Genomic DNA, 10629 nt, shown 5'->3' on the forward strand with positions numbered 1-10629 from the left:
CAAACCGCTGTCTCAATCATGAATAAGGTGTGGGCGGAGGATGGGGGAATTAGTCTAGATTCTTTGTTCTCCTAGTCCATAATTGCTAGTTCCTAGCACGAAAACCCCTAGCCTGTTACTCGTTCCCCGTGCCCAGTGTCCTGTTTCTTCTAATAACATGGCCTGTAATTGCGAGGCGGCACTAATTGCCCTCAAGCCCTACTACGAAAGGATCACACCGGAATAGAAATCACAAACTCCGAGCCCTGCCCCAGGGAAGAATTCACCACTAATGTACCTCCATGTTTTTCCACAACAATTTGGTGGGCTATAGACAATCCTAATCCAGTTCCTTGACCCACAGACTTGGTTGTAAATAAGTGGTTAAAGATGTTTTCCTTGACTTCTGCCGACATCCCCACTCCATTATCCTTAATCCGAATCAAAACCTGATCGTTGGATTCGCTCAGAACAGTTTGAACCGTAATTTGATTAGGTAAAGCTTTGATTTCACTAAAAGTCCGCCCCTTATTTGACTCCTCCAGAGCGTCAATGGCATTAGCCAGCACATTCATAAATACCTGATTTAACTGTCCGGGAAAGCATTTTACGAGGGGCAAGTTACCGTACTCTTTCACAATTTCAATGGCAGGGCGGAACTCGCTGGCTTTTAAACGGTGCTTGAGAATTAGCAGAGTGCTTTCAAGTCCGTCGTGAATATTGAAAGAAACTGGTCGATCGCTATCTGCCCTGGAAAACGTTCTCAAACTCGTACTGATATTGCGGATGCGCTCTACTCCTTCCTGCATCGAGCCAATCAATTTGGGCAAATCTTCTCGCAAATACTCCAAGTCTATATCTTCAATTTCTGCTTCAATTTCTCCTCCCGGATGGGGAAATTTTTCTTGATACAAATCAATCAAATTGAATAAATCCCCCACGTATTCTTGAGCTGGTTGCAAGTTGCCGGCGATAAAACCTACGGGATTGTTAATTTCGTGGGCTACACCTGCGACTAAATTTCCCAAAGCAGACATTTTTTCACCCTGTACCAATTGCAACTGCATCTGTTTGAGATCGTGGAGAGATTGCTCTAATTTTTGGGCATATTCCTGGGATTGTTGATACAGTCGGGCGTTTTGTAAGGAAATTGCTGCTTGCGAGCACAGGATATTGAGGATAGCGACCCGATCGCGCGTAAACGCCCCCGTTGTGAGATTATTCTCTAAATACAGAATCCCCATTACTTTGCGTTGATGGAGAATCGGAGTGCATAAAACGCTCTTGGGTTGGTGCTCAATCATGTAAGGATCGCCAGCCCAAGTGGTTTGAGTGCTGGCATGATCGAATACCAGGATTTCTTTTGTACGTTTGACGTAGTTAATGATGTTCAGAGGAATTGCTTTGCTTTCTTCAACTAAAAGCGATTCCAAGTCACAATCTTGGCGATTTGTACAGTGTACGGCAACTCTCCACTTTCCACCTTCCTCCAAAATTAATGCTCCGGTTTGTGCTCCGGCATTTTGCACTACTACTTGCATCAATGTAGTTAGCAATTGCTCTAGTTCTATTTCACTGGAAAGAGCTTGAAAAGCTTTGATCACTGTCGGCAAATCTACTAACTCCAAACTGCTGGTGCTACCGATAATTGTTCTATTGGTGTTAGATAGGGATGATTCACTGCTGGATGTGTGAGTTGTTTCGGTCGGATTCTGGCGAGTTCGCTCCTGTTGCAGGATCACAGCAAGCAATTCGGGGTAGCGCTGTTCTAGATGGTCAATCTTTGCTTTTGCTCCCCACTTTGCGTAAGCATAGTAAGCATCAATTAAATAGGGTTTTGCCAGTTTTTCTTTGCCCCATTCTAAGTAGAATTTGGCAGCGAGTTCGTGAGCAACTGCTTCTTCGTTGATGTATTCGTTTTCTTGGGCGAGTGCGATCGCCTTGTCGTACATCTCGACCGCTTCTATTTTTTGCTTTAAAACCCGATGCCGTTCTGCCTCTACTAGATAGAATTTATGCAGATGATTCATGGGGGCATGATGCGCCAATTTCTGCATTTTTTCTTGATTAGCTTGTACTCTGTCGAGAAGTTTCTGTTGTTCAGACTGTGGAGTGTCAGAATACACCGCCAACCGCACCAAAGAATCGTAGAAATGGAAAACAGGAATAACTGGCATTCCTATTACTGCATTTAAATACTTCTCTGCTAGAGCGATATTCTCTATCGCTTCTGAGTATTTTTCAAACCAGTAACAAAGGAAAAACTTGTGTAAATATATGTAGGCAAATCCCACTTGGTCATTTGTTTGCTGGTAAACTGCCAACTTGATATGCTCATCGTAGGCTTCACCCTTGAGAATGCAGGAATTTTTACTTTTTCCCAGCATATTCAAGATAGTCTGCCAATAAATTTCTATATAATTAAGCGGTTTTTTTTGCTTGATTTTATCAATAGCATCTCTGTTTCTTGCTATCTCTATTTCAAGGACAGTTAGTTCTTTGCCACTATAGTAAGCCGAACAGGAATACTGTAATAAATTATAGGCTGCATATTCCATATCTCCTGTCTCCATTCCGCTAGAATAAGCTGACACCAAAGGCTCTAATGTTTCTTTGAGATGCTCTTTGCAAGGTCGGATCAAGAAATTTACTACAAAGGCTGTCTTGGCTTTAATTTCTTGAGAATTTAACTTTGAAACTAGATTTAAAGCCAATTGACCGAACTGATAACCTGAATCAATATCTCCCACAACTCCACAAAGCAGAAAACCATAATTGGCGTAAGCAAAGGGAGAAACCGAAGCATTCCCATATTGGACGGATAATTGTACTTGTTTGCATACAGTCAAAGGCAACAGTGCAGGAGCAGCAAGGTATGCAGTAGCAAAGATACTTGATAAAAGTCTTATGGCTGCTAGTTTATAGGGCTCCCTCATTTCAGGCAGATCAATCAAATCTTCAATTCGCTTCTCGTTAAAAATTGCCGCAGTTTCGCCTAATGCCTGCCCAATATCAGACGGATTTGGCTCCGAGGGAAACTCTACCCCCAACAGTTTTAAAACTTGTAGTCCCGTATTCAGCGCTTCCTGTAACTTATTTTGCGCCATACAAGCTTGCATCTGGACTTCATATACTTTCACTTTGTCCAGTAGCATTTTGGCAGAGCTTTCCACGACTGATGCCAATTCTTCCATCCCGTCAAAGTCACCGCACAGATATGCTGCTTCTGCTGCTTCGGTATGCAGCCCTAATGTTAGTTCGTATTGATTCTCCCAACTATTTGCTATCAGTAATTTGTTCCCAATATTGAAATATTCAACCGCAGCAGCATAAGCGGTAGCAGCTTTGGCTTTCTTTCCTGCAACCAAATTCAATTGTGCTAATTGCTCTTGTTCTGCTTCCTGAGTAATTAGCTCAACTCCCACATTCAAGTGGTTGACAATATCAAAAATTCTTTCTTCTCGCTCGGCTTCTGGTGTATTCTTTAATAACAGTTGACCGATTTTTAAATGAGTAGAACGCTTTTGGTCTTCAGGAATGAGGGAATAGGCAGCTTGTTGGACGCGATCGTGTAAAAAATTATATTTGGGTAATTGATCCTGTGTAATTAGTAATTGGTCAGATTTCTTGACCTTAGCGATTACCGATTCGCTATTTCCCTCTGCTTGATAAAACTTATAAACTTCGCTAATGGGTAAAATTAGCCCGTCTTGTAGTCCCTTCCATAAAGCCGATGCGGTTTCTTCTGGCGAATTTTCATCAACAATTGCTAACGTCGCCAAATCGAACTGATTGCCAATACAAGCAGCTAACTTTAAAACTTCCTGTGTCTGGGCTGGCAACTTTCGCAACTGAAGTGCCATAAATTCTACAACATCATCGGTTAGTGCCAAGGTTCGCACTCGGGCAATATCGCACTGCCAATAACGAAGCTCAACATCAAATTCAATTAGCCCATCTTCATGCAAAGATTTGAGGAATTGTGTGCTGAAAAATGGATTGCCTTGGGTTTTCTGATAAACGAGTTCTGTCAAAGGCTGAGCCAACGCTGTAGAAGAAGCTAGAGTATCGGCAACTAAACAATTTACGTCGGCTCTATCAAGTGGTGGTAAGGTAATAGTATTCACCTTTGCTTCAGTTTTTTGAATCTCTGCTAAGGTCAGCATCAATGGATGTGCTGGAAAAACTTCGTTATCCCTATAAGCTCCAATTAAAAAGAGATAGCGGTTATCCACGTCGCTCATCAGCAGTTGAATTAATTTTAACGATGCTGAGTCTGCCCATTGCAAATCGTCCAAGAAAATCACTAAAGGATGGTCTTTTGTTGTGAAGACTTGAATGAATTTTTCAAATAACAAATTGAAGCGATTTTGACCAGCACTTCCAGAAAGTTCGGGGACGGGCGCTTGCTGTCCGATAATACGTTCTAGTTCAGGAATGACTTCAACGATTACCTGAGCATTCTCGCCCAAAGCAGCCAAAATATCCAACTTCCATTGTTCTACTTTAGCATCGGTTTCCGATAGCAGTTGTCCCATTAAACCGCGAAAAGCTTGGACAAATACTGTAAAGGGAAGGGTGCGTTGAAATTGGTCAAATTTGCCTTTAATAAAGTAGCCTCGCTGTCTCACAATTGGTTTGTGAACTTCGTTGACTACAGCGGTTTTGCCAATACCAGAAAAACCAGAAACGAGCATCATTTCAGTGCTGCCTGCACTCACGCGATCGAAGGCTGCCACTAGGGAGGATACTTCGCTTTCTCTACCGTATAATTTTTCTGGGATGAGGAAGCGATCGCATAAATCTCGTTGTCCTAATTTAAAGGATGCAATCTCTCCCTTTTCTCTCCACTGTTGCCAACAAGTTTCTAAGTCGTACTTGAGTCCGCTGGCACTCTGATAGCGGTCTTCTGCATTCTTCGCCATCAGTTTACCAACTATCTCAGACAGTACCGGAGGAACTGCTGGGTTGAGTTCATGGACGGGAATAGGTTGCTTTGCCAGGTGGCAGTGTACCCAATCCATTGGATCGTCTGTTTGGAAGGGTAACTTTCCTGTTAGTAATTCGTAGAATGTGACTCCCAGAGAGTAGAAATCTGTGCGGTAATCAATGCCTCGGTTCATTCGCCCAGTTTGTTCGGGAGATATGTAAGGTAAGGTGCCTTCGAGGACGTTGGGATTTTGAATTTCTTGGGTTTCGCGCGGCAGCAGGGAAGCGATGCTCAAATCAATCAGCTTGACTTCTTTACTGGTGGGGTTAATTAGAATATTGGCGGGCTTGAGGTCTTTATGGATGACGTGGTGGCGATGAAGTCCGTCAAGGGCGTTGGCAATTTGAATCGCCATAGGAAGAAACTCGTTAACGGGCAAGCCTTCTAGGGGTTCGTTGCTCTCGGATGCTAGACTAGCAAGGTAGCTACATAAGGAAATCCCGCCAAAGTCTTCCATCACCAGAGCATAGCGGTTATGATAGCTTTCCAGGCTGTATGCCTTGACAGTGCCGGGGATATTTAAGTTTTTAGCAATTACGTATTGGTTGCGGAAGTGAACCAGTTCGTTGAAGCTGGGAAAGTCATTTCGCAGTAATTTGATCGCGACGGGTTGCTGATCTGAAGAGCGAATACCACGATAAACTAGAGTTCGATTGCCTGCGTATATTTGCTCGTTTATGTGATATCCTAGAAAAAAATTTGTGATGTTAGTCATATCTACGTATTCCTACTGCTTCTGTCAAGTCTGAAGCTTCTGAGAGTTACTATCTACTATTTTCGCTCGCTCTGCTTTAGTATTGAGTGAATTACATTTTTCTTAATATATTCGGGAGAGAGAGTTATGAAAGCAAGAGTTTAAAACAATACTTGAATTGTTTATGTAAGAGCTGTTTATAGTTGAGTTAATACTAAGTAGAAGATGAAGAAGGCTAAAGCTGATTGAACGCCAGCCGTTGATAGAAGAATTTAAGAGGCTAATCAGGTACTTAAGAGTATTTTTAAAACCGATGCTTGTATGTAATCGCCTATTAAATCTTAATGTCTAGTTTAGGTGAGAATTTAATGTCATTAGTACAATTCGGAGCGGCATTTAAAGCGGGAAGCAGAGTAAATTGAGTTTGTATGTCAGATTAGGGATAAATTGGGATTCATGGCATCGCCAGCCGAATTATTTGTCCAGATGCCACAACAAGCTGCCCCACTCTAATAAGTGAATCAGGCATTAAATGCCAAAATTCATAAGCCGACTATGGAACTAGCCCAAGTCAATTATATTTTGCCACTCACATCCTTACAATTACCAATTACCCCTTTAATTTTTTCACTTCCAATACCTGCGCCAGTGAAACAAATTCTCCCATAAATTCCGCGAAAAAGTATTTCTGCCCAAGCGCTGCGACTCCCAAACAGCAGCAGTTTGACCGTTAATTTCCGAAAAACTCGACCAAATATAAGGAAGTTGGGCGATCGCCTCAACCTTCATCCCGTGACGCACAGCCAAGGCGATCGCGTGAATCAACTCAGCAGCTTGCGGCCCCACAATACTCGCTCCCAAAATCTCCCCGTTGCGACGCCCGACAATCTTACAAAAACCAGTTGTATCGCCGGACATTTGAGCTCTTTCAACATTCTTGAAATATTCGCGACAAACAATCAGATCGTCTCCAAAACGTCGCCTTGCTTGCGCTTCAGTCAAGCCAACCCTCGCCAATTGCGGATCAGAAAAAATCGCCCAAGGAATCCCGCGATAATCTATTTGAAACAGCGGCAAAAACAAAGAATTTTTCACAGCAACTGCAGCTTCGTAATTAGCGATGTGAGGGAACGGATAACCCCCAGCAACATCGCCGATCGCGTAAATGCGGTGATTAGTTGTTTGCAGCTTTTCATTTAAAATCACCCCGCGATCGCTGAATTTAACCTTAGCCGCTTCGAGATTTAACGAGGAAAAATTTTGTCCTCTACCGGCGGCCAGAAAAATCTCCTCAGCTTCGATCGCCCTTGGCCCAGCTTGAATCCACTTTTTACCCTCAATCACCCTAGCTTGAGTCACCTCAGTTGCAGTCAGAATCCGCACTCCTTCAGCTTCCATTCCAGCTTGCACCAAACCAGCAGCCTCCCGGTCTTCTTTAGCCAAAATGTGCGAACTTTTCACCACCAAAGTGACAGCAACCCCCAACCGGGCAAAAGTCTGAGCCACTTCGACACCGCTGGGATCGGCACCGATTACAGCCAAACTTTTAGGCAACTGGGGAAGTTTTGCTAATTCCCCAACAGTTTCCGAAGTAAAAAAGCCAGCAGACGAAAGTCCTTCAATATTGGGAATCGCCGGCAGAGTTGGACAAGCTAGCAAATAACAGAGCGATCGCAATTTTCGCCCGCCGACAACAAAAGCCAAATCCGGTTTCGCAACAAACTCGCCGTTGCCAAAAATAACATCGACCCCGCGAGCAGCCAAAAGGCCGAGAGAATCAATTTCTGACAAATTAGAAACAACATCATCTGCCCACTTGAGAACGCCCTCAAATCGCAATTTGAGCGGCATGGAGGAATTCGCGACTTCCCAACGAACCCCCAACTGCTGGCGGCTGATCTGCTGGGCAAAACGAGCAGCCTCCCTCAAAGTTTGGCTGTATCTCAAACCAAGGTCGATCGACTCTTTCCCCCCAGTCGGCAAATCTTGGGAATTACTTAGCGGTTCCACCAAAGCAACGCGGGCCGGGAAATTAGTTGCAGTCAAAGCAGCATAACGTCCGGCCGGAGTTCCACCAATAATCACTAAATCATAGTCAAGCATAAATAAAGAAGTCAATCGATTGCGCGATTTTAGATTTTAGATTTTAGATTAAAGAATTGAAGCATTGACCACGGATAAATACGTTCGGCAAGTTTCATCGGATACAGGTTTTTTATTTCTGGGTCCTGAGTCTGCTTTCGGAATGAATTCGGGGGCTTGTATCCTGGATGCTTGATTGTCAGTAGTCATTAGTCATTAGTTAGTAGTTTAGGACGATCGGCGCGCGGGGTCATAAACCCGGTTTCTTCCTACAGACTTCACTGCAAAACCCAAGGTTTATCATAGAAACCGGATTTCTTGGGGATGTCCCCTCAAACGACCAATAAAATCCTTTGTCAACTTTTATTGGTTGTCAACAGTCAACAGTCAACCGTCAACCGTCAACCGTCAACCGTCAACCGTCAACCGTCAACCGTCAACCGTCAACTAACGAATAACTTCGGAAAGTCCAGCAATCAGCCGCAGATTGTCCGCCCTTGAGCGCACAGCCACCCGAAAAAACCGATCGCCCAACTCAGGAAAACTCAAACAATCCCGAATCAAAATCCGGTGTCGTTCCAACAGACTTTTTTGAATCGAAGAAACCGACATCGACGACTCAACCAACAAGAAATTAGCCGCCCCGGCAATTGGCTGCAAACCCGGTAAATTAGCCAAACCCTCAAATAGCTCTCGGCGAGCAACAGGCAGCCAATCCCAGGTTTGCTGCTCAAAAGCAGCATCTCGTACCACAGCAGCAGCAGCAGCAGCAGCCAAAGCATTTACAGGCCAAGGATCGCGCAGCAACTGCCAGCGGCGGAGGATATCGGGATGGGCGATCGCACAGCCCAACCGCAGTCCCGGCAGAGAATAGAATTTAGTGAGCGATCGTAAAATCACCAAATTCGGAAACTCCTCAACAGCATCGATCAAAGTTTCCTGCTCAGAAGGCGGTAGAAAGTCCATAAAGGCCTCATCCACCACCACCATACCTAACTGCTTCACATAAGGCAAAATCGCCTCCCTAGCAAACAGCAAACCCGTAGGATTGTGCGGGTTGTTCAGGAGCAAACCTCGTCGAGAGGGGGCATCGAGAGCAAGAGGAACTGGGATACGAAAAGAAGGGGAGACAAGGGAACGGTTAGAAACCGACAAATCATCCGTTACTAACCGGCTGGAAGCCTCCGCGTCCAACGATTTTTCCAACTGAGAAGTTGCACCATTCTCGATTACTTGTTTAGGAACAGGCATCTTGACTGTTCCACAAGAAAATTCATCTCTTGTGGAATGGGCATCTTGCTCGTTCTTGACAATGGTGCAAGATTTAAGATCCAAAGGGCATTTCAGCACCTGCGCGCCGAAAGCCGAAAGAGCCCGCGAGTAATCGCCAAAAGCCGGAGTCACCAAATAAGTCGCCTCCAGCTTCGACAAATCCCAAGCCGCCCAAGTCAACAATTCCGCCGAACCATTCCCTGGCAAAATCCAATCCCGGTCAACATTCAAAGCCTCCCCCAAAGCAGTCCTGAGCTCCCCATAATCCGGGTCTGGGTAAGCCGTCAGACTGCTCAAGTGTGCTTGAATTGCAGCCAGGGCCGACTCAGGAGGGCCCAAAGGACTGATACTCGCAGAAAAATCAAGAATAGCAGAGGCAGGGCAGCCGGCCAGTGCGGCTGCCCAAGCTAAATTCCCACCGTGTAAAGGTCTAATCAAGACTCAGTTCGCCAGCTATTCTGCGTTTTTCGGCGGTGCAACTCTGTCCTTAAACAACTTCCCTGCGGAAAATGCAGGAACTCTGGTTGCCGGGATTTCCATCTTGTCGCCTGTTTTGGGATTGCGACCCTCGCGGGCCTTGCGTTCCCGCGACTCAAACGAGCCAAAACCGACCAGCGTCACCTTGTCGCCATCGGAGACAGCTTCCATGATTGCTTCGAGGGCGGCACTCAAAACAGCATCTGCCTGTTTTTTCGTCACGCTAGCCTTTTCCGCGACTGCATCAACCAATTCACCTTTGTTCATTGCGAACTCCTTCTCGATTTGCAAAATTACGTTAAACAGAGTTAGTTCAACTATTAGCCGTGAGTTATCAACTCGATTGAGGTGTGGATTGGGAGGTTTGGGTGGTTCCCGATTGCTCCCGTCCGCTTCCCCGAATCACAACTCCTGCTGAATACCAATTACCCTAGGATAATTGGTCAGAAAAGGAATTTTTGTTTCTAACTGCTGAAAACCCCACAGCATCTAATTTTCACTGCATTATTCTAAAGTCTTGCCGACCGTTATGGATCGGTGGAACCTTTAATTTATATGGAACTTGCTAATTTTTGTAATTAATCCCAAAATTTAGGTAAAAAAATACCACCTTGGAGAGAAGATTTCTCGCCTCGGTGGATTTGAAAGCCTAAAAAAAAGAGAAATAGAAGGAATAAAATGTAATTTGTCAAGGGCTAAAGGAAAAGTTTTTTCCTTTAGCCCTTGTTTCTTTCCCCTCTTTCTTTTCCCCGTGGGGCAGGGCTGTTTCATTCTCCCCAAACCCGCCAGGGGTTGAAACCCCTGGCTAATAGCTGAAGTCGTCTGAAGACGACTGAAAGAGTGATTGATAGTCCTTTTGCATAGGACTAATGAGTTCTTTAGTCCTCTTTTAGAGGACTTTAGCTTTGAGGCAGGGGTTTCAACCCCTGTCGGACTGTCGGACTCAGGGGAAAGAGCGTGGAAGGTTGAGAGCAATGCCTTCTTCCACCGCCAGGGACTGAAGTCCCTGTCTCATAGCTGAAGTCGGTTAAAACCGACTCAAATACTAATTTTTAGTCCAATGGCACTGAAAAAGTGAGCAAAAAAAAATCTGTAAGGCAAGCTCTGCATAGATAATTGCCTTACAAACCAAAAT

General features: G+C 44.7%; 4 protein-coding genes. All 4 read right to left on the reverse strand.

What is annotated here, in order from left to right:
• Positions 1–212: 212 nt before the first annotated feature.
• The 4 genes from QUA83_RS08770 to QUA83_RS08785 all read right to left on the reverse strand — a co-directional run bounded on the left by QUA83_RS08770 (position 213) and on the right by QUA83_RS08785 (position 9779).
• On the reverse strand, positions 213–5684 hold the full coding sequence (locus QUA83_RS08770) for an AAA family ATPase (protein ID WP_333292583.1): 5472 nt from the start codon (positions 5682–5684) through the stop codon (positions 213–215).
• A 606-nt stretch (positions 5685–6290) separates the two neighbouring features.
• Positions 6291–7781: an NAD(P)/FAD-dependent oxidoreductase gene (locus QUA83_RS08775; RefSeq protein ID WP_333292584.1), complete on the reverse strand. Its 1491-nt coding sequence runs from the start codon at positions 7779–7781 to the stop codon at positions 6291–6293.
• Positions 7782–8192: 411 nt separating this feature from the next.
• Entirely contained in the window at positions 8193–9455 is a 1263-nt protein-coding gene (locus QUA83_RS08780) for an aminotransferase class I/II-fold pyridoxal phosphate-dependent enzyme (protein WP_333292585.1), read from the reverse strand.
• A 15-nt stretch (positions 9456–9470) separates the two neighbouring features.
• Complete coding sequence (locus QUA83_RS08785) at positions 9471–9779, reverse strand: HU family DNA-binding protein (RefSeq protein WP_333198661.1); 309 nt, start codon at positions 9777–9779, stop codon at positions 9471–9473.
• Between the last annotated feature and the right edge of the window lie 850 nt (positions 9780–10629).

This window comes from Microcoleus sp. K1-B1 (assembly GCF_036704705.1).
Taxonomy (GTDB): domain Bacteria; phylum Cyanobacteriota; class Cyanobacteriia; order Cyanobacteriales; family Microcoleaceae; genus Microcoleus.